This window comes from Mucilaginibacter pineti, assembly GCF_900101875.1.
Lineage (GTDB): Bacteria > Bacteroidota > Bacteroidia > Sphingobacteriales > Sphingobacteriaceae > Mucilaginibacter > Mucilaginibacter pineti.
Map to the genome: position 1 here is coordinate 110,216 of NZ_FNAI01000005.1, position 25,737 is coordinate 135,952.

Consider the following 25,737-nt stretch of genomic DNA (forward strand, 5'->3'; position numbering starts at 1 on the left):
AATGAATATAGCACTGCACCATTTTCGCCTTATAGATACCATTTCTAAAGAGGGAACTTTAACCAAAGCAGCTGAGGCTCTGCATCTTACGCAATCTGCACTTAGTCACCAGTTAAAGGAACTGGAGAAGGAGCTTGATATAGAGGTTTTTCATCGCCAAGGTAAAAAATTGCATTTATCTGAGATTGGGTATCGGTTTTTGCGTAGTTCGGAGAAAATTTTATCTGAAATACGCACTATGGAGGAGGATATCCAGAATTATAAGAACGGAAAAACCGGAAAGCTTAACATTAGTATGCAGTGTTATACGGCTTACCACTGGCTGCCGGGTGTAATAAAATACTTTAAAAGCCAATGGCCTGATATCAATATCAACATTGTATCTGATGCTACACAACGCCCGCTTGAGTACCTTATGCGCGGCGATATTGACCTTGGGATAGTACGTACACAAATGATTAACACCAAGATAAATTATGAGCCCATTTTTGACGACAGGCTGAATGTAATACTCCCTGCAGATCATCCGCTTACAAAAAAGAAGGTAATACAAATAGCTGATTTTCAGGACCAGGAACTAATAATGGCCTTGTACGACCCAACTTACCAGGATACCCCGCTTATTGAAACACTGATACAGGAACAGCAGGTGCGCCCCAAAACGCTTAACCGTATACATTACACAGATGCAACTATTGAAATGGTGAATGCAGGCCTGGGTATCAGCGTAATGGCCGACTGGATTGTAAGGCCTTACCTTGCAAACCGTAACATCGTGGCCAAGCCCCTGCACCACAGTGTTGCTAAAAGAACATGGTATGCGGCAACCTGTAAGGATACCCCCACCATACAAAACTTTTTGTCGTGCCTGAAAATGTATTTCGCAGAAAATCAAATGTGTTTAGAAAGTGAAAACTTTGAAGAAGCAAGGCAGCTGCAAGTGGTATAGCCTGCTTACGCTATTCCTTATTGTAAATGTACAGGTTGAGGCACAGATTATGCCGTTTCCGCAGCATAGCAAATACACAGCGGGCAGCATCAGGCCAAACCATTTAACGCAGCAGAAGCTTGATGTGCAAGTAAGTACCTTTTACGATCAATGGAAAACGCGTTACATTAAACCAGGCTGTATTAAGGACCAGTATTACGTGTGGTTTGAAAGAAAAGGCAAGGAATGTGTATCTGAAGGGCAAGGCTATGGTATGCTTATTACTGTATTAATGGCCGGATATGATAAAGCTGCAAAAACCACCTTTGATGGCCTGTACAATTATAGCAAAGCCCATCCGGCAAAAACATCGCCTTATTTGATGGCCTGGGCACAGGTAAAAAACTGTAAAGACCTTGACCGAAGCACCGCTACTGATGGCGACCTGGATATAGCCTGCGCGCTGCTGATGGCTGCCAAACAATGGGGCAACAAGGGCGGTATCAATTATCTGCAGGAAGCCACAAGCAAACTGGCCGCTATTATGCAGCATGAAGTAAACCCCAAAACCTATAGCATTTTACTGAGCGATGCGATAGAAAACGACAGTCCCGATTATTATGATACCCGCTCATCTGATTTCATGCCCGCCAATTTTAAGGCCTTCGCAAACGCAATACCTAATGGCGACTGGCAAAAAGTAACCGATAGCAGCTATAAACTCTTCGCATTGATGCAAAGTAAATACAGTCCAGAGGCGGGTTTAATTCCCGATTTTATAAGCAATACGCATAAAAATCCGCATCCGGCAAAACCTAATTATTTGGAATCCGCCTATGATGGGTATTACAATTATAATGCCTGCCGGGCGCCCTGGCGCATAGCTACAGATTATTTACTTTATGGTGATGTAAGGGCAAAAACTTTCTCCACTAAAATAAATCGTTGGATCCGTCAAACCACCAATGGTAACCCCGATAATATTTCGGCTGGTTATACATTGGCTGGCAATGATATCAAGGGCCGGTATTTTGAAGCATTAAGTTTCATAGGCCCTTTTACAGTTGCCGCAACTATTGATAAAAACAACCAGCAATGGCTCAATAAATTATGGGATTACCTTGTTGGTTTTAAACTCAAAGATTACGACTACTATGACAACAGCATCAAAATGCTGAATATGATCCAGGTATCGGGAAACTATTGGAGGGCGTAGCGACTATTACCTACCCCTACATCATTGCAATGACGTAACTTCTAAATTCTCTTAGTTCCCCTCTTGAGAGAGTAATAGCCCATCAATAGACTTTCTGAATATTAAAGAACATGGGTAGTCCCCGCTGGGGACAAATACACTTTTTTTATTAGGCTACAAACAGGTAATCCCTACGGGACATGAAAAACTATCACTTTCTATCAATATTGCAAATCTTTCATGTCCCGTAGGGATTACCTGTTTGTAGAAAAAAAACATCTAGTCGATTATGCCCCGTAGGGGTTACCCATCTGTCGTTTCATGGGCTATTACTTTCAAGAGGGGAATCACACCATACCCTCGCTAATATTATCAATACTAATCATCATCCAATATCTTTTGCGCCGCTTGTAATCCGCTGGTTAAGGCGGCTTCAACAGTACCCATAGCTGTACCTTCGTAAAGGTATTCGCCGGCAAAGTAAATGGTATTGGCTACCGGTTTGTTTAATGTTTGCTTAGCCTGTGGCGCAGCAACGGTATCGTAGGCGTATGAGCCCCGGGTAAAGGAATCAGCTGTCCAGTTCACCACCTGCCAGCTGAGTAGTTTTTTTCTTAATTCCTGCAGATGGATACTGAAGATATTACTTAATGATTGCAGGCCCTGCTCCATAATATCCTCATTGGCCATACTAACTTTTTCGGCAGCATCGGGGCCGCCCAACCAGCCGGTAAGCAGATTGATGCGTTGCGGTACCTGTGTCCACCAGGTTGGGATTTCTTCTTCTGAAAACAGGTATCCCATATTTTGAATGCTTTTTCCTCCCAACTGGTCGGCTTCTACATTTTCCCAAAATGGCTGGTCAAATTCAAACAGTATTTTTATTACCGCGCCAAAGCCCAAAGCATTTATGGCTGCTGTATGTCCTGTTAGTTGCGGTTTGAAATGGATGGCACCATCTTCGTTTTTATCTATTTGAAGAATACCCAGCGGTAGGGCTATCAATAGTTGTTTGGCATCGTAGTTTATACCGGCGGTTGTACTTATTTTTACTTGCTGTTTATCCCACTCAATATGTTGCACCACAGCATTTAAGCAAACAATTCCGCCTGCGGCTTTAAATTCATCAGCCAGGTAATTCATCAATTTAATATAGCCGCCTTCAATTCGGTATTGGGCTCCTTCATCCTCAGATAACCACTCTTTGCGTAAGGCAAACGCGCTTGCCCGGGCCGGATCGGCATTGTCATAGCCGGAAACGAAGCTGCGTACAGATTGCCGCATGTTGTGGTATTTATCATCGGCAAAGTACTGCTGCAGAAAATCATTAATGGTGATATCCTGCTCAAGCGCTTTTAGTTTATCCAGCAATTCATCCCAATTTTCAACAAAAAATTCGTTGGTTGTAAATTTGCCATCGGTATATTTCCACATTTCGGCACTTGCCGAATGATAAGGAATACCTGCCTTATCTAATAAGCTTTTTGTAAGCGGCAAGTCGCCATGAATAAACTCCGCCCCCATTTCGGCCGGCTGCCGGTCGTATCCATATTCAAGCGTATGGATACGACCGCCAATCCGGTTATGTGCTTCTAATAAAATAACCTTTTTGCCGGCTTTCGCCAATGTTCGGGCGGCTATTAATCCGGCGGCGCCGGCACCTATTACTATTATATCCGTGTTATCCATCATTACCCTGCTAAGTTCGGGATTGATTTAACTATCCGGAATAAAATGATTTAAAAAGCCGTCGATACAGGGTAAATTCTTACTCTTTTAGCTTGGTGTTCCGTTTATCGGCAGGTATTGTTTTAAACTCCTTGTGCTTTTCATTAAGATAAGCTTCCAGGTTAAATCCGTTATCATAATAAACTTTAGGAGAAGGGGTATATAAGATCAAAAAATCATCCATGTCCTTACCTTTAAGCGGCAGGTACTTAGCAATATTGGTGGGATTAAATACTGTAGCTATCTCATCCAACTGATCCTGGTTTTTCAGAAATGCCGCCTGCTTCGCCTTTCTCTTTTCGTCTTTTTTGAAATATTTGAGTCTTAGTGATAAGCCCCCGTCTAAATTGCCATTTGCATCGCGGTGATAAGCAACAGTTTGGTTATGATACTCCGGCGCAAGGAACGATCCTTTATGTACATCGGCTGTTGAAACAACCTTTACTTCGCCAAGCATATTTTGCACTGGCATTAAGAAAACTTCCAGCGCCCTATTGTCGGTTAGCAGCAGGGTATCGGGCTTGTAAAGTGCATTGGTAAAAATCAGTACTTCGCCAGCTTTTGACTCAATACTAAATTTACCTTTGTTATCAGTAAGCACTTGCTTATGGTTGGCGGGGTTTTCAACCATAATATTTTGTAATGCAACACGGGTTTTGTTTTCATAAACAGTACCAGATTGTGTGGTTTGGGCACAAGCAATTGTCACAATAGTGCAGCTTAGCAGCAGGGAAAAAACAAGTTTAAGCATCAGTAAAAATAAATATAAAATGTGGGAGTCTATTTTTAACTTCCTTATTTAACCAAATTTAACAAATCAACGTATAAGAAGAAATAAGCAGCTATTTTAAATTGTCTTTTTTTAATAAAACGATAATTTTTTAACTGAAATTAATTAAAAAAATCAATATATTTGATTGTATACTTTTATGCCAATTTACATCCTCTTCTGATTTGAATACGCAGTTACAAACTCCGGCAATTGTAGGGCAAAGCAGAATAATTTCTGTTCAAACCCTATATAACAACTATGGAGCCATGCTATTAGGCTACATAGTTGAGGCAGTAAAAAACCGCGACATTGCAGAGCAATATCTTATTGCTGTGTTTAACGATGTACAAAACGAACTGGATGAGTTTACAAAACCCGGGGTAAATGCTTTTTGCAGGTTACAATTAATGGCCCGTAAAAAACTGATTGATTTTTTTGGGAGCAGCACCGAACCTGTTTCCGAAGAAAAATCCAACAACAAATACACGGCGAAAATGAACCGCGAACAACAAATTGTTTTTTGTGGTGTACATTGGCAGGGTAAAACAATTGCCAGGCTTGCAACCGAACTTAACAAGCCAGATGAGGCAATCAGGAAGATATTAAAGGAGTGTTTTACAATTATCAGGAGTAGCAGTAAATGATTAGGGATTACATAGACAGTGGGATTTTAGAAACCTACGTAATGGGTTCCGCCTCAGAAGATGAGGTAAAGGAGTTGCTGCACATGAAAGCGAAGTATCCCGAGGTGAACGAGGCTTTGCAACAATTAGAACTGGATATGGAAAAAATAGCCATGCACATGGCTATTACCCCACCACCCGCTATATGGGATAAAATTGAACAGGAAATAGGTGACATTATCCCTCATAATTTCCAAAGTCCCGAGCCATATAAAGAAAGAAACAACTATAAGGAAAATAGAAACCACGATAGCGGCAATCAATTTATTGAGGTTGAATCCGAATCGAGCCACATGCGTATTCACAAAACCTGGAAATGGGTTTTTGCCGCCGTATTTGTATTAGGAAAAATATTTTTAGGCTGCGCTATTTACTTTTATCTCGAAAACAGGCAAGCCCAACAACAACTGCAGGAACTAAAAATTGAACTGAAGCAGTTGAAAAAATAATTTTCAAGGGTTAAGGGCAGCTATTGTTCTGATATATAAAGATTTATATATTTGTGTCCCTGAACGCTATTATGAACCTGGCCAACACGTTTGAGTATCAATACGAACGACTCGACAACGACAAATTAATCGCAATTGTAAATAACTCAAGGAACTTTCAACCCCTTGCAGTTGAAACCGCATACCTTGAACTTCAGCGCCGTATCTTATCACCAGATCAACTAACGCTGGTTAATGAAAGCTTCAATCTTTACTTAAAACGCAAGGTTGAGCAGCAAAACAATGAGCTAACAAACCCGCAACCAAAGGTTGTTCGTAAAAAACCGGCAAAGCAAAATTTCCTTTCTGCAATTAGGCTTATCAATACAGTGGCTTTAACGGTGCTGGCAGTTTTTTTAATTTCATTGATGCAAGGCGACACTGTTATATTGCATATGATAGCCAATCCGCATTCCTACCGTCCCTCTTTTATTTTTATTGCTGTACCTTATCTCATGTTACCCTTTGGCGCAATAGGATTTGGCCTGCGTAGGCAATTGGGCTGGATAATGCTGGCCTGGGCTGTTATGTATAACGCATTGCAGCAAGGCTATTTTTTAAAGAATGATATCACCATAAAGCTCGACCGCCACCTGGGAGATTCTATCTCCGACGATGATATTATCAAAGGCGCTATCGTATTCGCGTTCTATTTAACGTTAACAATAGTGGTTTGCCTGCCCGGCATCCGCGCAAAAATGAAAGCCGGTATGGCTACCATGTTTATTACCATGATCACCGCCGTAGGCTTTTTGGTATTACAGGTGATGAAGGTGATTTAAGATTGATGTGTGGTTGATTGGGTGAATGGTGAGTAGTTGCTCTTGTTATTTTTCGTCTGAACCGGAATTTAGGGGTAGCCTCCATTAAAACTAAAAAGCGTTACGGAGTTAAAACTCCGTAACGCTTCCATCAAGTAAATGACTTAATGACTATTCAGCCGCTTCATTGGTTTTTTGCAGCTTTTTAAGCATTTCGCTGCCTATAAGGGCATCTATCATACCGTTACCGCCGCCATCTTTACCACTAACCAATATTTCGGGAACTAACCTTATGCCATTGCTGGCCAGGGCTTCGGCTACACGTACTATGGCGTACTGCTCGGTACCCATTGCATCGGTTTTTTGTTTGGTTACTTCGGCTTCGGCCAAACCTATGGCTTTTATCTTGGCACCTTCGGCGGCACCATTCACTTCAGTAGCGTTGGCATCGGCTTTGGCATTCACGGTTTTGGCTTCGGCATCGGCTTTGGCTATCGTGATCCTTACCTCAGCATCAGCCTTGGCGTTAATGGTTTTGGCTTCGGCCTCACCACGTGATGCGGCAACTCTTGAAGCAGCCATCTGCGTATTGATCTCTACCTGGCGGGTTGATTTTACAACCTCTGGCTGCATATCGGCACCGGCACGGGCGCTTTCAAACTCCTTACGTTCAATTTGCGCGTGGCGTTGTATTTCGTATGTCATCTTTTCCTCTTCGGCCAGTTTACGGTCGGTTAGGGTTTTCATTAGGGCAGCTGGCGGCACTATGTCGCCTATCAGCGTATCTACACCAATTACGTTATAGGTGGTTAAAACGGCACCAATATGATCGCGGGCATCGCTTTGCCTTTGAATACGGTTGGCCAAGAAACCTATCACATCACTCTTTTGTGCCGAGTTACGGAAGTAGTTAGCAATAGTTGGCTCTAATACCTGCGATACCAGGTTTTTCATTTTCCCGAAACGAGCGATAACCTTTGGTGCTTCGTTACGTGGCACGTGGATAATCTGCGACACATCCAAATTAAATGTAAAACCATCGCTTGACCTTACTGTTATTGTACACAGGTTTTTATCCAGCTCATGCGCTTCGGTACGGCTATCGGCCCAGTTAAGTACAATGTTGGTAGTCGGTACAATTTCAACCGCGTGGGTATAAATGTTTATAGGGTGTTTACCGGGATCAAGCGGTTCGTCCCATACCCCTTTTTGACCAATGCGCACTATATTGCCATGTTTAAACGCGTCGCCGCTGGTATCCTTACCTTCGGGGCCAACAAAGGAGTTCACCACACCTACATAACCAATAGGTATATAGATCATATCTACCTGCTCAACAATTACAAACCAAGGGTTAAGGTAATAGGTACCGGCAAGTATCACATCCTCCTGCAAACCCTTTCGGCCACCGGCGTTAATGAACGCTATGGGGTCCTGATAGTTTTTATGCCCATCAACCGAGTAGCCGGCAATCTCGCCTTTATCAAGCGGCTCGCCGTCAAGCGTGGTAATAATACCAACCTTGTTTTCCTGTATCTGCGTAATGGGCACCATTATAATATCAAACAAAAACGTGTTGATACGGTAACTACCCGGCGTAAGAAATGCCGCCTGCGGACCTTTCTGGCCGTTGTTATCCAAAAAGGCAATCGCATCCTGAAACTTATCACAATCAACCGGCTTACCAAGCACACGACCAGTATCCAGCGAAGCTCCATCTTTCGCCTTTACCAATCCCAGTTTGTTTTGCTCAATAATGGTGAAGGGTTCCATCGTAATACTGTATTGCCATGGCCACATGCTCCAATACAAGCCCGGTGCAAGCGCTTTGGCCTGCATACCGGCTTCGCCGTTGGTGGCAATGATACGGCCATCGGGCAAGCGCAATTTACCCGAGAGGGTAAACTTTTTTACCACCAGGCCAATACGGTTATCCGGTACTATCACCATACCAAAAAACACGCGTAACACAAATTTGTACATTACAACAAGTAAAATTACAGGCACAGCCCATAACGACATCACAATTAATTTGTCCATTTTTTTTAAAGATTTAAGTAATTTGATTTTTTTAACGGAACCCTTAAGGTGCGGGCCCTCACAATAACTTATAGCTTAAACTGGATTGGAGTACCTTGGCTATATAGTGTCATTATGACGGTTGTAATTACAAGATGTTACAATTATTTTCAAAAATATTTTTGACCGCTGATTTTTGTGGTGATTTCGTTAATGACGTTGATTTATTAGCTTTTGATTTTTTGTATTTTAAATTGATTATACAGGTAAATCTGTAGGTACAAGTATTCACGTCTTGATGGTGTGCGAATAAATTTCGAAGGACTTGCTTTACCGAACTAATTAATTTTGACTTTTTATTTTTGACTTTTAACTTATTATGGCGTTGCCTTCGGCCGGGCTTTTTGCTCATACGCCTGCAGGCCTTATGCTCAATGCCGGTATCCGCGCCAATCCCTAACGCGGATTTTGTCTGAACCTGGATTTATGGGATTATCCGGATCTTAATCATCTCGTTTTACTCCATTATATCTTTCTGTCTTTTACCCCAAAGTACCACTGCCCTCACAATCCGGTAATCACTTCCCCTAAAACAAATTCTCTATACAACAAGTTAAACAACATACAGGAATATCACTATTAAAACCACTTATTATGAGTACAGTAGCATCCAATAAAGAAGGCACAAGAATAACACAGGGCAGTAAGAAACCAAGTACAGAAAAACTTAAAACCGAAGGGCCATTAAGTGAAAAAGATGAGGTAAAAAAAGCCGAGGAGCAGATGAAAAAAAGTGCAAAAAAGTCCGGATAGTATGCTTGGGTGCATACCATCCAGACTTTTTGATTATGTTGCTTTTAAATAAACCAGTTATTGCAATTCGATAACCACTACCGATTTTGACGGTAGATCTACCGTTAGTTTATCACCATCTTTTTTGATACCATTGAATCCGGTGATGTGGATATTGTTGGGTTTTTGAAAAGTATTTATATCGGTAAGGTTGGCGGAGGTAAGTGCCTGCCCGGTGGCGGTAGTCCATTTAATATTTTTAAATGACGTGCTTACCGAAATACTGTTATTAGGATCGAGGTTAACAAATGAGATGTGAATACGACCGGCAACATCCTGCGAAGCAGACGCGTTTACAGCCGGAATTTCTTTGCCGTCAACTTTATACTCAGGTGTATTTAATTTTATAGGCAAAAACTTAGCATCCTGGTGAACCTTGTACAAATCGAAAATATGATAAGTTGGTGTTAACAGCATCTTATCCTTATCGGTAAGTATCAGCGATTGCAGCACGTTAACAGTTTGTGCAAGGGCGGCCATTTTTACCCTATCGCAATGGTTATTGAATATATTGAGGGTAGTACCGGCAATCAACGCGTCGCGCATACTGTTTTGCTGGTATAAAAAGCCGGGATTGGTGCCTGGTTCTGCATCTGTCCATACGCCCCACTCGTCAACTACCAAAGCCACTTTTTTCTCAGGATCGTATTTATCCATAATGGCCGAGTGTTTATTAACCAGTTCTTCCATTTTAAGACAGTTAACCATAGTGGTAAAATACTCTTTCTCGTCAAATTTTGTTGCCGAGCCTTTGTGTCCCCAGTTACCGGTAGGCACAGTGTAGTAGTGTAATGAAATTCCCCACATCATCCAGTTGGGGATATTTTTCATACAAACTTCCGTCCAGTTATAATCATCGGAGTTTGGGCCGCTGGCTATCTTTTTAAGTCTGGCGCCGGGATAATCTTTGGCAAATGAGGCATAGCGTTTAAACAGATCGGCATAGTACTCAGGTGTCATGTTACCACCGCAGCCCCAGCTCTCGTTACCTACACCCCAAAAGGTTACCTTGTAAGGCTCGGGATGGCCATTAGTCTTGCGCAATTGCGCTACGGAACTGCTGCTATTTGAGTTAAGGTACTCTATCCATTTAGACATTTCATCAACCGTGCCGCTACCCACATTACCGGCCACATAAGGCTCGGTATTTAGCAGCTTGCAAAGTTCCAGAAACTCGTGCGTACCAAAGCTGTTATCTTCGGTAGTGCCGCCCCAGTTGGTATTTACCATGCGGGGGCGCAACGCGCTTGGACCAATGCCATCGCGCCAGTGGTATTCGTCGGCAAAGCAGCCGCCGGGCCAGCGCAGGTTGGGGATCTTTATTTTTTTTAATGCATCAACCACATCCAACCTTATCCTGCCTTCTTTTTTAACGGGCAGGGTTTTATCAACCCAAAAACCGCCGTAAACACCGTGGCCCAAATGCTCGGCAAACTGGCCGTAAATGTGTTTGCTAATAGTTAACTTTGAGTCGTTACTGATAGCTACGCTCGCAGTTTCCTGCTGGCAATAACCGCCAAGCGTAGCACAGGTTAACAGGATGGTCAGGAATTTTTTCATTGTTATAATTGGTTTATAATTGTAAAAATAACACTTATCAATTAAAAAAGAAATTTATTTAAAAATTACAGTCATGCTTGTAAACACCAAATTATCAACACATAGCAGTTTAATAAAATACGTTGTTGTTTTAACACTTATACTAACTATTGCTTCCTGTAAACCATCATTAACAACACCGGCCCTTACAGGTAAATGGAAGTACATGAAAGTTGAGCATCCGAATGCCAACCCGCCGGATACCATGAAAAAATCGGAGCTCGACGAAGTAATCCCTTACATTCAGTTTACACCCGAAATGAAATGGGTAATTGTATGGGGCGGCAGGTACCTTTCGCACGGGAGTTATACGCTTGATGGTAGCAACATGAAAATGCACGAGGTACTGGCCGATGGCAAAACCCGCGATTTTATTTTCACGGTATCGGAGTTTACCGAAAGCAAGATGGTATTCGAAACCATCGGCGAGGACGGCTCAAAGGTAACCGCGTTGAAGGCACAGTAGGTGGTGCGGGTTGCGGGGAGCGGGGTGCGTGTGGTGAAATGCGTGGATTGGTGTGTGAAGTGCGCAGGATCGTGTTGCGTTAGATGGCATATTAAAATCCTTATTCGGTGCTCCAAAAATCTTTTATCCGTCAAGGGTGATATATCATTCATAAATTACACATAGTAATAAACAGTAAACAATGGATGCAGTTAATTTTGAGGAGCAGGCAGCAGCGAGGCAGCAGCTTTTTATTACGCTCTATAAAAAGGTATTCCCTGCGGTAGCTAAATACGTTCAAAAACGGGGAGGCTCATTTGATGAGGCTAAGGATGTTTTTCAGGATGCCTTGGTTAGTTATTACGAAAAATCGGCCGGTGATGCCGCAACTATTAACAGCAGCGAGGGCGCTTACATTTACGGCGCGGCGCGTTATTTATGGATCAAACGGTATAGAGAGGGCAGCCAAACCACACAACTGGATGAAGGTACTGCTGCACTAACCGATGAAACCGATGCTCACCCCGATGAAGATAAATTGCTTAGCATTTTAGAAACCGCCGGTAAGCGCTGCATGGACCTGCTCCGCTCCTTTTATTACGATAAACTACCGATGACCGGCGTGGCGCAGTTATTTGGCTTTGCCGGTGTGCGCTCGGCAACGGTGCAAAAATATAAATGCATTGAAAAAATAAGGGAAACCGTTAAACAAAAAGCATTAACCTATGAGGACTTCCTTAAATAGCATAGCCCAAACAGACGCGCTGCTGCATAAAAAACTACGGCCCGCCGATACCTTGCTAATGGAGGTAAAGACAATGCTCGATGCCGATTTCCAAAACAATATTTTAGCACAGCAACAGGTTTACACCCTGGTGCAGCAATACAGCCGCAAACAATTAAAAATAGAAATAGAGGCTGTGCACGGCCAATTATTTACATCGCCGGGGCATTTAAGCTTCAGGCAAAAAATAGCCCGTATATTTTTAAACAGGTAGGCCAAACGCCAGCCACAAAACCCCAATTTTCATGAATATCGATAAACAGGAATTCCGCAAATATGCGGTCATGCACCATGCTATTGCCGGTACCCAAGTAGATAATTACATTGCACAGGTTGAACAAAACAGCCTCCCAACCGCCATGACGCCCTATATTACTGAAGAACGCGAAATGCGTGTAGCCCAGATGGACGTTTTCTCGCGCCTGATGATGGACAGGATAATTTTTATGGGCCAGGCGGTTGACGATAACGTGGCCAATATTATCCAGGCACAACTGCTCTTCCTGCAATCAACAGATGCCAAGAAGGATATCCAGATGTACATCAATTCGCCGGGCGGGTCGGTTTATGCGGGGTTGGGTATTTATGACACCATGCACTTCATCAGCCCTGATGTGGCTACTATCTGTACGGGCATTGCCCTATCTATGGGCGCAATACTGCTATGCGGCGGGGCAGCCGGTAAGCGGGCCGCGCTTAAACATTCAAGGGTGATGCTGCACCAGCCATCGGGCGGGGCGCAGGGCATGGCATCGGATATTGAGATCGCATCCCGGCAGGTGCTTAAAATAAAGCAGGAGCTTTACGAGATTGTTGCCAAACATAGCGGCCAGTCCTATGAAAAAGTTTATGAAGTATCTGACCGCGATTACTGGATGATTGCCGGCGAAGCAAAAGAGTTCGGGATAATTGACGAGGTACTTGTATAGATGTGCGGATTTCAAATGTGCAGATATGAAGATTGAATTAAGGTGTAGATACAAGACTTACGAAGTTTAAAAACTTCGTAAGTCTTTCGCCATTTTGTAATTTTCTTTAATGGCTCATTACCGTAGTGCCCTCACTCACTTCCACTTTATTTTTGATAAACCTTTTACCGATCAATATGGTAGACAGCGCTATCACAGCCGATGCGGCCATAACTGCGGACATGGGTAACGTGGTTTGGCTTTTTATAAGCGTAATGCCTATTGATGCCAACGAACCTATTGCCATTTGAAAAGCTCCCATCAACGCCGATGCCGAACCTGCATTTTTGGTAAATGGCGCCATTGTTAATGCAGATGTATTAGGAGCGGTAATGCCAACGCAACACAAAACGCCAAATATCATAGCGATAGTGCCTGCCATATTAAACCAGTTATAAAATGATCCTAATAAAAACACACCGGAAATTATTACCATGCAAACAAGCGCAACATCAATTATCCGCTCGCTTTTATACCTTTTCACCAGCATACTGTTTACCTGACTGGAGCCGATGAAACCAACAGACAAGCCCGCGAAGATCCATCCGAAATCCTGTTCGCTTACCTTAAACACCTCTATAAACACAATTGGCGACGATGACACATAGGTAAACAACCCGGCAAACGCGAAAGCGCCTGCCAGCGCATAGGTTAAAAATTGCGCGTCTTTCATCACCGTTAAAAAATGATTAATGATGGGTTTAGGTTTTAAGGAATACGTAGGATCGGGTTGATAACTCTCTGGCAGAAAAAAGATGACCGCCGCCAATATTACTACGGCCATAATAGTGAGTGTTAAAAATATAACCTGCCACTCGAAGTGAGCAGTTATATAACTGCCTATTGTTGGCGCCAGCATAGGCGATGCACCCAGTACCAGTATCAACAGGGCAAACACCTTGGCTATATCGCCAACCGGAAACAGATCACGAACCATAGCCATTGCCGCTACGCTCGCCGCGCATCCGCCAATCGCCTGAAAAAACCGCATTACAATAAGCATTTGTAAAGAGCTGGAATAGAAGCAGCCTATCGAAGCCAGAATATAAAGACAAAGTCCAAAATACAATGGCTTTTTACGGCCAAACCTATCCAACAAAGGGCCGTATAATAATTGCCCTGCCGAAATGCCTATAAAAAAGCTGGATAATGAAAGTGCTACCTGATCCGTACTGGTATGCAGGTATTTTGCTATCGCTTTAAATCCCGGCAGGTACATATCAATAGAAAAAGGCGCCAGCGCCGTTAATGAACCCAATATCAGAATTAAAAATATGTATCGTTTTTTAGTCATTGTTTGTGTGAATTAGTCAATAGTCGATGGACCATAGTCCATAATAAGACAGAAAAAATCTTTTACCATGGTCTATCGACCATTGACCATGGACTAATTAAAAAGTTTCGCCTAAATTAAGGTTTAAAGATGAGAAGTCGCGGCTGATGCCATAATCGAGGCTGATATTGGTACCCGATTTTTTATTGAATTTGAAGCGCAAACCTGTACCACCAGCAGGGTGCCAATATACAAAACGCTTGGTAACAGGTTCCGATACTGAATTTACATTGGCAAATAACACAAAGCCCAACAGGCCGTTACGGGTTATATCCCGGCGATATTCGGTTTCAAAATAAGCCAATCGTTCGCTCCGGTAACGGCTTTGCACGAATCCCCTGCCCGATCGCTGGTAGGGTTCCCAACCCAAACTGGGCAAATTAAGATAAGGTGTGCCGGGAGTAAGCGATGTCCAGAAGTACGACCAAAACGCAAGCACATTTTTAGGTCCCGAGTTGGTTAAGGATATATATTTACGCAGATCTATGTACAGGGATTGCCAGTCGGTATGGCTACCCAATATTTTAGTATTAAAGCGATAAACTATATTAGCATAGGCACCGGGCAATGGGTTAATGGAATTTTTACGGGTATCGTATAATAAATTGAACGTTATTCCCGATGAAAAAGCGTCATGCCCTGTTTGTGTGCCGTATTTATAATTGGTAAAATTACTCAGGGTATTTTCTCCGTCACTTTCAATATCCATGTAATAATCAAGATCGTACCCTAAACCAGCGTAAAGATAGGGCTGTATTTTAGCCAACACCGTTTGGTAAAAACGACCATATTTATAATTCACTAAAAACTTATTGCCGGCTGCCTGATTGCCACCCAAACCCCAGGTAGTTTGCGGATAAACAAGTATGCGGGTATCGCCACTGATATTCCATTCGTTATTATTAGTCCAGATATTTGAGCGGATAGGCAGGCCATACCTTCCCCTTAAATTAAAATATGGGGTAAACGTAACGCTGGATAAGTTGGTAGTGGTTTCATCACCGAGATAAAAACCAGCCGTTGTGGAGGTAAATAACGCACGGCCGCCACTCCGTCCGTCGCTTGATGAGATAGGAAGAAAGGAAAAATAGACCTTCTTTTTTTGGGTAGATGCACCGCGCGGTTTAATTTTAAATACCGACCTAAAAACATCGATAAGATCTCGCTGTGCAATGGTATCCGCACCTTTTTTCAGGGTATCAGCAACGTGCTCAGCACTTTGCGCCAGCAGCGTAAAAGGAAGTAAACATAATAATAATGTAGTAAGCCTTTTAACCATTTCTTTTTTAAACGAAAAAATGAGGTTTGCCGTTTGCCTCCTTAAAAATTATTGTTCAAAAAAGTATTTGATACGCCGTAAGTTAATATAAAAGCCCGCAATTTTCAAGAAACTGAGGGCTTTTGTATTAAAGGTTTTACTTTAATTAATGAGTAGTTACAACAGTAGTAGTTGTTGTTTTATAATGATGGTGATGACGCGGATGCGCGCGACGCCATGCTATCCGTCTTTTCTTTTCGGCAGCCCTGCGGCTTTCGTTACCTATAATATAACCACCGCCAGCGCCTACTGCTGCACCAATCACCGCGCCGCCTACGCCATGACCTATAAGACCACCTGCAACGGCACCGCCGGCACCGCCAATAATTGCACCTTTAGCCTGCGGACTAACTTTTTTGTGGGTTTGTGCCTGAGTGTTAAAATTCAGCATCAGCAGAAATGCTAAACACATACAGGCAAACATCATGAGCATTTTCATATAAATATGTATTTGAAAAGTGTTATTAAATTATTTTACAAATACACTATGCAAATAGCAAGCCAGTTAGGTAAATATCTTTTTTATGAATGGTTTATTTTACAAATTGATTAATGATCAACACACCGGCTAGACCGATAACTGAAACCAACGATTCCATAACCGACCATGACTTTATGGTATCTTTTATACTGAGGTTAAAGTATTCTTTATACATCCAAAACCCTGAGTCGTTCACATGCGAAAATGCCAGGCTGCCCGCCCCTATTGATAATACCATTAAATTGGGGTTAACATGGTTTTGCGCTACTAATCCCACTACTATATTGGCGGCAGTTAAACCGGCCACAGTAGCCGAACCTAAACTCACCCTTATGATGGCGGCTATTATCCATCCTAAAACAAGCGGCTGCAGGTGAAACATACTAAGCTGACCTGTTATTTGCTTACTAACACCGCTGGCTACCAAAACTTCGTTCAAAGCACCCGAACCCGCTATAATTAGCAGTATCAGCGCTATATCCTTTACGGCATCGGTATAATTAACTGCCAGCTCACTCATTTTTCGGCCTTGTTTTATACCGAGCGTATAAGTGGCTATTATCAATGCTATGAGCATCACAATGGCAGGATCGCCAAGAAAAGCTACAAGATGTAATATCTGTTCATTTTTAATGCCCAGGTACGGAAAACAGGCCGATAGCATGAGTAATATTACTGGCAACAGGGCAGTTAAAAAACTGGTGGCTGCACCGGGTAGTTTATCAGCAGGCAATTCCTCCGCTCTGAAAGTAGCCAACGGATTTGATTCTATGTTTTTAAGGAACTGCGCAAATACAGGCCCTGCCAATATAATAGCGGGTATGGCTATCATCAAACCGTATATAAAAGTGGTAGCCATATCTGCATGAAACATAGCTACCAATGTTGATGGCGAAGGGTGCGGCGGCAAAAAACCATGTGTAACTGATAGGGAGGCCAGCATAGGCAAGCCGATAAATACCGCCGGCAGTTTATATTTATAAGCTACCGAAAATATAAGCGGCACCATCAGCACAAAGCCAATTCCATAAAACAAGGGAATGCCAATAATAAACCCGGCTGCAACCAGCGCCAATTGAATGTATTTTTCGCCAACAGCATTAACCATTACCTGTGCTATTTTTTGTGCAGCCCCGCTTACAGCCACCAGCTTACCGAGCATGGCACCCAGGCAAATAATGATGAGCAGCTTACCCAAAATATCGCCCATGCCCTTTTGTATGGATGCCACAACTTTATCAACCGGAATACCAAGCATTAAACCGGCAGCTATTGATACCAGTAAAAAAGCGATGAATGGATTAACCTTACCCCAGCTTACCAGTAAAACAAGCAAAATTATACATATCAGGATAGTGAGTAATGCCATTATACTTTGTTATTATAATTGGGTAAATGGCCTTAAGAGCAAGCCATGCTTTTGCCTAAAGTAATAACAATATTTGAGTTTAGTTATTTCACAACTCAAATATTACACCGAGAGCTGCCGACACTTTGCTGCCTTTACCCGCAATCACGACTAAACAAAATTAATTAGAACAAAAATATTAATCAACAGAGCTTGCTTTTATAATCCAATTGTTAAAAAAAACAATTAAATTTGTCCGCTGCAAAACCCGATAAAGTTTAGCCCAAACCATTACCAGAATTGTTTTTCAATTTTATAAGGATACTTAATACATTTCGGCCGCTTCAATTTTAAAGTTTTTTATGTCAAAACGTATTTTAGTATTAGATGATAACCAGGACATTTTAGATATTGTTCATGAAACGCTTACTTATGAGCAATTTGAAGTTCGCAGTATCTCAAACAGCCTAGATGTTTTACCGGTAATTGATGAATTTAACCCCAACCTTATTATATTGGATTTCAGGTTAGCGGGCACAAATGGCGGCGAGATCTGTAAAACTATTAAGGTCCATCCAAGGTTTGGCAATATCCCGGTGATCATATTTTCTGCATACTTTAATAACGATGACCATATACTTAATTATGGCTGCGATGGTATTATCAATAAACCTTTTGATTTGGCCGAACTTGTTGAAAAGGTAAATAACCTTATATAACATATCCCCTGAAATATTAAGGATTAAGCTACACAAACCTCACCAGGTGTGCTAATCAGTACTTATCTATAGCTTTTTTGGAGCTTTAAGCCACGCATTTTTGATATTGCCTTTAACGACATTTGATAAATGCTAAAAAATGGATACAAAAAATCAATTAATTAAAAAATCATTATCTCCAACAGGAGTCGAATTGAAATTTTCACAATAATATAATCACCTGATTAAGATATTGATAATTATTTTAACTTTGTTATCAGTGATAATTAAACAATAATTAAATACAATAAACCCCTGATTGTATTATGATTTCTACACCCTTTGAAGAAGACCATAAGGCTACACAAAGAAGATATCCCTTGTGTCCAAAATGTAAAACCGAACTCGATAATCGAATATCAAGAGGTTTCTTAGTAAAAAATGTTTTGTTCTTTTTACCGCTTAAAAGATACATCTGTTATAAGTGCCAGCGAAAACGCTACGTATTTCATTAACTAAATATTAAAATTCTATACTTCAAATAGGGTTAAACATACCTATAAGTATTATTTGTGCATTTTTATACCCGATTTATTCAGGATAACGTATCTTCGATGCCTCTGTAAAGTTATGGCCGAAGAACACCAATTTTCAACGAACAAAAAAAAATACTATTGCTCCAAGTGTGGGAGCCCTTTTCATTTTCAGCTACGCAGAAACTGGTTTGTAAAAAATATACTCTTTTTTTTACCGGTAAAAAAATATTTTTGCGCCAAATGCAAAACATCAAGCTACGTTTCTGTAAGTAAGGATCGATAGGCCCATCTGTTACTAATAACTATATTAAATACATTAGTGTTTAGTTAACCAAGCACTACCAACATTTGTTCAAAACGTCAATATTTCATACTAATTAATTTTTGGTTACTTTAAGTATAGATTTAATATTTATCTGTGATTTAAACATTTAACCAAACATTTGGTACAAAAATTGCCAAATATCATCGAAAACAATTTGATTTTAACATCCATTTAAAATTGAATATTAATTTGATGATACTAAAAGATACGAAATGAGAAGGATATTAGCAGTGGACGACGACAGTGATATATTAGAAGTTTTACAATACATACTTGAAGATTCCGGCTACGAGGTAGAAACACTATCTGACGGTCGCAACCTGTTCGACACCATAAAAACTCACCAGCCAGATTTAATTTTGCTTGATATAATGCTGGGCGGAATAGACGGCCGCGAACTTTGCCAAAAATTAAAAGCCCATAAAGAAACACATGATATCCCAGTTATATTAATTTCTGCAAGTCACGATATTTCTAAATCACTTCACCAGACTGGCGCACCAGATGATTTTATAGCCAAACCTTTTGATATAGATGTTTTGCTGCGCAGTATAAGCCGACAGCTCAATCATGCCGCGTAGTTTAAGTTATTTCTTAAACATTTTAAATATCGATCCAAAAAACCAATTCTCTTCGGCCTTCAACATTGTTTCGAGCGTTTTGTTTACGTTATTGGCTAACTTATTAATATTAATTACCGAGGATTTGAAAGCCATAAAAGCAGGATCTTTTTCATCCCCTTTAACTTCTGTTAACTGACCTAATATTTTTATTACTGGGTCAAGCTCACGTTTTTTACGTTCTTCGGCTACACGGCGAGCAATTATCCAGGTATCTTTTTCGGCAAAAAAATATTCCTTACGTTCGCCGGTTTTGTGTTGTTTTTCAACCAGGCCCCAATCTATTAAATCACGCAGGGTCATGTTGGCGTTGCCACGAGATATACTTAACTCAGCCATAACCTCTTCTGTAGTTAATGCCTCTGGCGAAATCAGCAATAAAGCATGTACCTGGGCCATAGTACGGTTTATCCCCCACTCAGATCCCAGCTTACCCCAAGCCTCAATAAATTTAAGTTTTCCTTCTGCCAATTCCATATACAAATGTAAACAAGTTTCCAAACTTTCAAAAATAAGTGAAAGAAAAGGTCTGATATGCAGATTAGAGATGTGCAGATTATTTTGTATGAACCGAGATTAAACAGATTTATCTGATTGCCGGATTTTTAAAAGCATCAGGGGAATCCATTAATCCGTTTAATTAAGGTTCAGATAATCTGCACATCTGTAATCTGAAATTTGAAATCCAAAATTTTAAAGTTTTCCACACACATATTATCTTAAGTGTTACCTTCGTTAACAAAAGTGTTCTCCACATTTGTTAATTACTTGTGTGAATTGCTTTTTTTTGTTTCGCTATTTTAGCAACATCGTTAGTATGCGCTTTATGATCAAATTCAGATACATCCCCCTGCTAATTCCTGCATTTATTGTTTCAACGGCACTCGCCCAGCAAAATCCTTCTACACAAATTTACCACACTTACCACTCAGCTATTAACCTGATGGATAAAGGTAAATACGTAGCCGCTGCCGAACAATTCCGCATTGTTGAAGCATCACGCCTTAAAACCAGCACGCAGCCTCAGTTTGAGTCGGAGTTATCGCTGGTTAAAGAAAACAGCCAGTATTATGAAGCTTTTTGCGCGCTGAACCTGGGCAACGATGATGCCGAAAGCATGTTTTTGCGATTTATTAAGGAACATCCCGAAAACCCGCTTACCAAGCTGGCTTATTTCCAAATAGGTAAATCCTATTTTAAACAGGGCAAGTACGAAGACGCCCTGCGTTGGTTTAATAAAGTTGATGCCGTTGACCTTAACGGGCATGATAATACCGAGTATAAATTCCGCAAGGGTTATGCTTATTTTTCTTTAGGAGATTATAAAAATGCCCAACTGTTATTTGCCGAAGTAAAAAACAAAAAGACCGAATTTACGGAAGATGCTACTTATTATTTCGCTTACATTGCTTACCTGAACAAGGATTACCACCTGGCACTGGCGAATTTTGAAAGGCTTAAAAATTCAAAAAAATATGAGAAAAGCTATCCCTACTATATCTCGGCAGTTTACTTTTTAGATAAACGTTACAACGACGTACTTACCTACGCGGTGCCTATAGTAAACAGCACCCACCAGGAGCACGAAACAGAAATGCTTCGTATTATAGCTGCATCATATTTTGCCAAGGCTGATTATGATAATGCCGTAAAATACTACGGCCGTTTCCAGGACCGCGATCAGGGTAAAACCCAAAATACACAAGATAGCTATCAAATTGGTTACACCTTTTATAAAGTGGGCAACTACCAGCAAGCAGCCACCGAGCTGGAAAAATTGGTAGAACAAAAAGACGTTTACAGCCAAAGCGGTAACTATACCCTGGGCGATGTGTTTTTGAAAATGAACAATAAGCAAAGCGCACGTAACGCTTTCCTCGCAGCTTCAAAACTTACTTATGATAAGCAACTACAGGAAGATGCCTTGTATGAATACGCCAAGTTATCTTACGAGCTTGATTTTAACACCGAGGCTTTAACCGCCACCCGGGCCTATCTTAAAAACTATCCACGTTCTGTTCGTAATGACGAGATGAAGGTTTTATTGGGTGAAGAATTATTGAACTCACGCAATTACAAGGAGGCTGTAGAAATCCTGGAGCCGATTCCCAATAAAAACCAAAGCGCGCAAATTGCTTACCAAAAAGTTACTTATTACCGTGGTTTAGAGTTTTATAACGAACGCGCTTTTGAAAATGCGATAGGTATTTTCCTTCGTTCGCTTAAAAACCCGGTAGATACCAAAACTGAAGCATTGACCACCTATTGGATGGCCGAATCGATGTACGAGGTGCGTAAATATTCAGAATCTGTTGAAACCTTTGAGCAGTTTTTAAGTATGCCCGAAGCCAAAGAAACAGATGTAGCAAACTATGCTAATTACGCGTTGGCTTACGCTGCTTTCTATGGGGAGCAGTACAAAAAAGCCGCCACCTATTTCGAGAAATTCTTACGCGGCGATATAAAGGACAAAAACACCGAGAACGATGCGATAACCCGTGTTGCTGATAGTTATTTTGTGTTAAAGAGCTATGGCACCGCGCTTGATTATTACAACCGCATTATAGCTATGCACAGTCAGGGAGAAGATTACGCCTTGTTTCAGCGTGGTATGATCCAGGGTTTACAGGGCTCGTTAGATACCAAGATCAGCACCTTAAATGATGTGCTGAGTACCTTCCCTAACTCTGACTATGCGGATGATGCATCGTTTGAAATTGCTTATACCTATTTTCTGAAAACAGATGGTGCCCGTGCCAAAACCGATTTGCAGGCTATGATACAAAAGTATCCGCGCAGCAGTTACGTTCCGCGTGCGCTGGTTACCATAGGTTTAATAGATTACAATGCCGGCAATGATGATCTGGCGGTAGAGTCATTCAAAAAAGTGATACAGGATTATTCATCTACCGATGAGGCTAAGCAATCACTTAAACAAATTGAAAAGATTTATACCGACAAAGGTGATGCGCAAACGTTTATCAATTACGCTACCACCACTTCAATTGGCAACTATACCACAGCCGATCAGGAAAGCATTATGATCACCGCTGCCAATAACCTTTACTTAAAAGGCGACTGGCAAGGTACCGTAGGTGCTGTAAACGCTTACTTCGATAAATTTCCCGGCAAACAGATCTATGAAAAACAAGGTCGCTTTATCAGAGCGCAGGCGTTAACTAACCTTAACCGTTCTGCAGAAGCCGTTGTAGATTACAACGTGGTTTTAAACGACTGGACAAGTGCTTACAGTGAAAAATCACTTATCGCGATGGCGAAGCTTTACATGTCGCAAAAGAAATATAACGAGGCCATTGTATTCCTGAAAAGACTGGAAACAAACTCCGAATATAAAGCCGATTATAGTTTCGCGGTAAATAACCTGTTGTTGTGCTATGCCGAAATGCAAATGCCTGATGATGCGCTTAACTACGTGAAACTGGTTAGGGATAACGAGAAATCGGCACAGGAGGATAAATTCCGCACCGGTTTATATGCTGGTAAAGCATACCTGCAAAAAGGCGATACAACAGCGGCTCTTAAAGAATTTAACTACACCGTAACCAATACCAAAACAGTTGCTGCTGCAGAAGCCCGCTATAATGTAGCCTATGTTGAATACCTGAAAGGCCGCTATAAAACATCGCAAAAAATGTGTTTTGATCTGGCTAAAGAAATGCCAAACTACGACTACTGGGTAGCCAAAACCTACATTTTACTGGCCGATAATTACATGGGTTTAAAAGATGCTTTCCAGGCCAAGGCAACACTGCAAAGTATCATTGATAACTATAAAGCCAATGATGATATACTACCTACAGCCAAGCAAAAACTGGGTGTATTAACAGGTAAACCATACAAAGTAGAAAATGTAGCTCCCGTAGATACTGCCGAAAACAAACCGGCAACTACCGATACTACTAAAACCCCTACCCAAAATTAACAGGATACAAAGAATAATATAAAAAGACAAGCAATGAACTCGAGATACACCTATACGCTGCTTACCTTAATAATAGCATTATACTTTGTTCCTGCACAAGCGCAAACAAAGAAACCAGCGAAGAAGGCTACGGTAAAAACAGCAGCCAAAGCGCCTGCAAAAAAGCCTGCCACAAAACCGGCGGTAAAAAAAGCTACCAATTCAGCATCAAAAAGCCTGGGGAATGCAGCCGCGAAAGTGACACAGGATACTACTAAAAAAGGCGGTGGCAACAATAGCAACAACCCTGCAAACGGCGGCAGCTTATCAGAAGAAATTGTGGTTACTACGGCTTACAAACCAGTATTGGCCGATGCGGTAAAGATTCGCAGGAACCCCGATCTGGAAGATAAAGCGCCGTTTAAAGCGCCGCTAACCTATTCCCTGCTTGACAAAAGACAGGAGCAAAATTCAGAAATAAGGCAATTAGATCCGATGAAGCGCCCGCCAGAACAGGACTCCATCCTGCTTAACAACTATGTTAAACTTGGTGCCGGAAGTGTAAAATCACTTTTTGGCGAAGCTTATTTCAGTAACGGAAGGGATGAAGCCTTACAGGTTGGCGGTTACCTAAAACACTTTTCGCAATCTGGCACATTAAACAAACAAACCGAAAGTAAAGATGATGTAGGCGTATTCGGCAAAAGCATCCTGGGCGATAACAACATCAGTGGCAAAATAAACTACAACCGCCGTGGTACAAACTTTTATGGTTTCAGGCCTGATAGTATTGCACCCGTGGGTTTCAATCCACAAAAACAACATTTCAATACCCTAAGCGGCGAAGCCGAGCTGGCCAAAAACTTTAAAGATGTAGAAAATGATTTCACCTACGCTTTAAAACTAAAAGGCTATGTATACAGCGATGCTTTTCAGGCTAAGGAAAACAATCTTGTACTATCGGGTTTCTTAAACCAAACCGTTAAACAGTTCTACGCAGGTTTAAGTGCATCACTTGATCTTAATACACAAAAAGACAGTCTTTACAGCATCAATAACAGCATAGTAAGGTTAAACCCGTATATTAAATTTCAGGGTACCAATTATAAGATAGATGCAGGAGTGAATATTGTAAAGGAGTTTGGCGATTTCGGTAAGTTTTACATTTTCCCGGCCGCTAAGTTAGAGGTACAGGTGATCCCTAAATACGTACGTTTATTTGTGGAGGCCAAAGGCGACGTAAACCGCTCATCTATTCGCGATTTCACTTTGATCAACCCTTTCCTCGGTCCAAACATCAACATACAAAACTCTGTTGACCAACTGGATATCAGCGCCGGATTAAAAGGAACCCTTGCACCCGGTTTGGCCTTTAAAGCTGCCGTATTCCGCAACAGCGTTAAAAACATGCCGTTATTGGTAAGCGATTTTGATAACACGGGTAATAAATTCAAGGTTATTTATGATGACGGAAAAGCACGCGTAACGGGCTTTAACGGCGAGCTTGACTTTAAAGCTACTGACGATCTTAATATTTTCGGTCGTGTAGAATTTAAAGACTATCAGATGGCTTCAGAAAAGGAACCATGGAATCTTCCTAAATTCCAGTTAACTGCAGGTACAGCAATCCACATCAATGATAAAGTAAGTATTACCGGATCATTATTAGTACGCGGCTCAACCGACGACAGGATATTTGTAATTGCACCAGTCGCTCCGGGTGCTACTACACCCGGAACAAACGTTTTAACAAAACAAGCTATTGGCTCATTTGCCGATCTGAATGGCAGTGTTGAATATAAGGTAAATTCAAAAATATCGGTATTTGTACAAGCAAATAACATTTTAAACTCAGGTTATCAAACCTGGCTATATTATCCTAACTACGGATTTAATATCTTTGGCGGCGTAGGTTTTGCATTTTAAGCATTTTG

Annotated in this window: 23 protein-coding genes; 14 read left to right on the forward strand and 9 right to left on the reverse strand. The window is 41.4% G+C overall.

Features of this window, described 5'->3' with window-relative positions; genetic code table 11:
- The first annotated feature begins 1 nt into the window (after nt 1).
- Nucleotides 2-949 carry a LysR family transcriptional regulator gene (locus tag BLS59_RS12810; RefSeq protein ID WP_091149682.1) on the forward strand — a complete coding sequence of 316 codons (948 nt, stop codon included), beginning with the start codon at nt 2-4 and terminating at the stop codon, nt 947-949.
- Nucleotides 909-2,144, forward strand: coding sequence for a family 8 glycosyl hydrolase (locus BLS59_RS12815; protein ID WP_091149683.1), 1,236 nt, complete (start codon nt 909-911; stop codon nt 2,142-2,144). Before BLS59_RS12810 ends, BLS59_RS12815 begins: the two co-directional genes overlap by 41 nt.
- 357 nt (nt 2,145-2,501) lie before the next feature.
- Here BLS59_RS12815 and BLS59_RS12820 read toward each other — a convergent pair whose 3' ends face one another.
- Both BLS59_RS12820 and BLS59_RS12825 read right to left on the reverse strand, forming a co-directional pair.
- Complete coding sequence (locus BLS59_RS12820; protein WP_091149684.1) at nt 2,502-3,815, reverse strand: flavin monoamine oxidase family protein; 1,314 nt, start codon at nt 3,813-3,815, stop codon at nt 2,502-2,504.
- A gap of 76 nt (nt 3,816-3,891) precedes the next feature.
- Nucleotides 3,892-4,602 carry a hypothetical protein gene (locus BLS59_RS12825; RefSeq protein WP_091149685.1) on the reverse strand — a complete coding sequence of 237 codons (711 nt, stop codon included), beginning with the start codon at nt 4,600-4,602 and terminating at the stop codon, nt 3,892-3,894.
- Nucleotides 4,603-4,805: 203 nt separating this feature from the next.
- On the opposite strand from BLS59_RS12825, the gene BLS59_RS12830 reads away from it, so the two are divergent.
- From BLS59_RS12830 to BLS59_RS12840, 3 genes are all read left to right on the forward strand, one after another.
- Nucleotides 4,806-5,267, forward strand: a complete 462-nt coding sequence (locus tag BLS59_RS12830) for a hypothetical protein (protein WP_091149686.1) — start codon at nt 4,806-4,808, stop codon at nt 5,265-5,267.
- Between the two features lie 41 nt (nt 5,268-5,308).
- On the forward strand, nt 5,309-5,755 hold the full coding sequence (locus tag BLS59_RS12835) for a hypothetical protein (protein ID WP_143014123.1): 447 nt from the start codon (nt 5,309-5,311) through the stop codon (nt 5,753-5,755).
- Between the two features lie 71 nt (nt 5,756-5,826).
- The gene (locus BLS59_RS12840; protein ID WP_091149688.1) at nt 5,827-6,576 is read left to right on the forward strand and encodes a hypothetical protein; all 750 of its coding nucleotides are present in this window, start codon (nt 5,827-5,829) and stop codon (nt 6,574-6,576) included.
- Nucleotides 6,577-6,726: 150 nt separating this feature from the next.
- Here the strand turns inward: BLS59_RS12840 and BLS59_RS12845 are convergent, their stop codons facing one another.
- Nucleotides 6,727-8,595 (reverse strand): SPFH domain-containing protein, encoded by a 1,869-nt coding sequence (locus BLS59_RS12845; protein ID WP_091149689.1) that lies wholly within the window; start codon nt 8,593-8,595, stop codon nt 6,727-6,729.
- A gap of 633 nt (nt 8,596-9,228) precedes the next feature.
- Between BLS59_RS12845 and BLS59_RS31595 the strand changes: the two genes are divergently transcribed.
- On the forward strand, nt 9,229-9,387 hold the full coding sequence (locus BLS59_RS31595; RefSeq protein ID WP_162842623.1) for a hypothetical protein: 159 nt from the start codon (nt 9,229-9,231) through the stop codon (nt 9,385-9,387).
- A gap of 57 nt (nt 9,388-9,444) precedes the next feature.
- On the opposite strand, the gene BLS59_RS12850 is transcribed toward BLS59_RS31595, so the two are convergent.
- On the reverse strand, nt 9,445-10,986 hold the full coding sequence (locus BLS59_RS12850) for an alpha-N-arabinofuranosidase (RefSeq protein ID WP_091149690.1): 1,542 nt from the start codon (nt 10,984-10,986) through the stop codon (nt 9,445-9,447).
- A 73-nt stretch (nt 10,987-11,059) separates the two neighbouring features.
- On the opposite strand from BLS59_RS12850, the gene BLS59_RS12855 reads away from it, so the two are divergent.
- From BLS59_RS12855 to BLS59_RS12870, 4 genes are all read left to right on the forward strand, one after another.
- Nucleotides 11,060-11,491: a hypothetical protein gene (locus BLS59_RS12855; RefSeq protein WP_091149691.1), complete on the forward strand. Its 432-nt coding sequence runs from the start codon at nt 11,060-11,062 to the stop codon at nt 11,489-11,491.
- A 181-nt stretch (nt 11,492-11,672) separates the two neighbouring features.
- Nucleotides 11,673-12,215 (forward strand): RNA polymerase sigma factor, encoded by a 543-nt coding sequence (locus tag BLS59_RS12860; protein ID WP_091149692.1) that lies wholly within the window; start codon nt 11,673-11,675, stop codon nt 12,213-12,215.
- Nucleotides 12,196-12,468 (forward strand): hypothetical protein, encoded by a 273-nt coding sequence (locus BLS59_RS12865; RefSeq protein ID WP_091149693.1) that lies wholly within the window; start codon nt 12,196-12,198, stop codon nt 12,466-12,468. The genes BLS59_RS12860 and BLS59_RS12865 overlap by 20 nt, the downstream gene beginning before the upstream one ends.
- A gap of 31 nt (nt 12,469-12,499) precedes the next feature.
- Nucleotides 12,500-13,183, forward strand: a complete 684-nt coding sequence (locus BLS59_RS12870; RefSeq protein ID WP_091149694.1) for an ATP-dependent Clp protease proteolytic subunit — start codon at nt 12,500-12,502, stop codon at nt 13,181-13,183.
- A 106-nt stretch (nt 13,184-13,289) separates the two neighbouring features.
- Here BLS59_RS12870 and BLS59_RS12875 read toward each other — a convergent pair whose 3' ends face one another.
- The 4 genes from BLS59_RS12875 to BLS59_RS12890 all read right to left on the reverse strand — a co-directional run bounded on the left by BLS59_RS12875 (nt 13,290) and on the right by BLS59_RS12890 (nt 17,723).
- Nucleotides 13,290-14,516 (reverse strand): multidrug effflux MFS transporter, encoded by a 1,227-nt coding sequence (locus BLS59_RS12875; protein ID WP_091149695.1) that lies wholly within the window; start codon nt 14,514-14,516, stop codon nt 13,290-13,292.
- 97 nt (nt 14,517-14,613) lie between these two features.
- Nucleotides 14,614-15,834: a BamA/TamA family outer membrane protein gene (locus BLS59_RS12880; protein ID WP_091149696.1), complete on the reverse strand. Its 1,221-nt coding sequence runs from the start codon at nt 15,832-15,834 to the stop codon at nt 14,614-14,616.
- A 145-nt stretch (nt 15,835-15,979) separates the two neighbouring features.
- Nucleotides 15,980-16,312, reverse strand: coding sequence for a YMGG-like glycine zipper-containing protein (locus BLS59_RS12885; protein WP_091149697.1), 333 nt, complete (start codon nt 16,310-16,312; stop codon nt 15,980-15,982).
- Nucleotides 16,313-16,406: 94 nt separating this feature from the next.
- Nucleotides 16,407-17,723 (reverse strand): GntT/GntP/DsdX family permease, encoded by a 1,317-nt coding sequence (locus BLS59_RS12890; protein WP_091149698.1) that lies wholly within the window; start codon nt 17,721-17,723, stop codon nt 16,407-16,409.
- Nucleotides 17,724-18,064: 341 nt separating this feature from the next.
- Here BLS59_RS12890 and BLS59_RS12895 point away from each other — a divergent pair, with 341 nt between their 5' ends.
- Nucleotides 18,065-18,421, forward strand: a complete 357-nt coding sequence (locus BLS59_RS12895; RefSeq protein WP_091149699.1) for a response regulator transcription factor — start codon at nt 18,065-18,067, stop codon at nt 18,419-18,421.
- Nucleotides 18,422-19,473: 1,052 nt separating this feature from the next.
- Nucleotides 19,474-19,842, forward strand: a complete 369-nt coding sequence (locus tag BLS59_RS12900) for a response regulator (RefSeq protein WP_091149700.1) — start codon at nt 19,474-19,476, stop codon at nt 19,840-19,842.
- A 6-nt stretch (nt 19,843-19,848) separates the two neighbouring features.
- Here the strand turns inward: BLS59_RS12900 and BLS59_RS12905 are convergent, their stop codons facing one another.
- Nucleotides 19,849-20,358: a GbsR/MarR family transcriptional regulator gene (locus tag BLS59_RS12905; protein ID WP_091149701.1), complete on the reverse strand. Its 510-nt coding sequence runs from the start codon at nt 20,356-20,358 to the stop codon at nt 19,849-19,851.
- Nucleotides 20,359-20,707: 349 nt separating this feature from the next.
- Between BLS59_RS12905 and BLS59_RS12910 the strand changes: the two genes are divergently transcribed.
- Together BLS59_RS12910 and BLS59_RS12915 are read left to right on the forward strand one after the other, a co-directional pair.
- A complete protein-coding gene (locus tag BLS59_RS12910) occupies nt 20,708-23,824 on the forward strand; it encodes a tetratricopeptide repeat protein (protein ID WP_091149916.1) in 3,117 nt (1,038 codons plus the stop codon).
- A gap of 33 nt (nt 23,825-23,857) precedes the next feature.
- On the forward strand, nt 23,858-25,729 hold the full coding sequence (locus tag BLS59_RS12915) for a TonB-dependent receptor (RefSeq protein WP_091149702.1): 1,872 nt from the start codon (nt 23,858-23,860) through the stop codon (nt 25,727-25,729).
- Nucleotides 25,730-25,737: the final 8 nt, after the last annotated feature.